Annotated in this window: 1 protein-coding gene; it reads left to right on the forward strand. The window is 63.3% G+C overall.

Annotation, left to right across the window (positions count from 1 at the left end):
• Positions 1 to 411: DUF3418 domain-containing protein (locus tag D7X12_RS42105; protein WP_120630606.1), on the forward strand; the 411-nt coding region annotated here is incomplete at both ends.

Consider the following 411-nt stretch of genomic DNA (forward strand, 5'->3'; position numbering starts at 1 on the left):
GCGCCGGTGGCCGAGAAAACCCAGCAAAAGATCGCCGGGCTGTCGATGACCGTCTACCCGGCGCTGGTGGAAGAGGGCAATACCGTCAAGGAAGGGCGCTTTTCAACGCCTGCCGAGGCGGAGTATCAGCACCGCCGGGCCTTGCAGCGTTTGCTGATGCAGCAGTTGGCTGAACCTGCCAAGTTCTTGCGCAGCAAGTTGCCGGGCCAGACCGAACTGGGCTTGTTGTACCGCGAGCTGGGCCGAGTCGAGAGCCTGGTTGAAGACATCCTGTTGGCCAGCCTCGACAGCTGCATCCTTGAGGGCGAAGCGACGTTGCCGCGAGATGGTGTGGGGCTGGCGTCGTTGGCCGAGCGCAAGCGCGGTGCCTTGACCGAGCACGCAGAGAAGCTGGCTAAACTGACGCTGGAC

Source organism: Corallococcus sicarius, from assembly GCF_003611735.1.
In the GTDB taxonomy this organism is placed as follows: domain Bacteria; phylum Myxococcota; class Myxococcia; order Myxococcales; family Myxococcaceae; genus Corallococcus; species Corallococcus sicarius.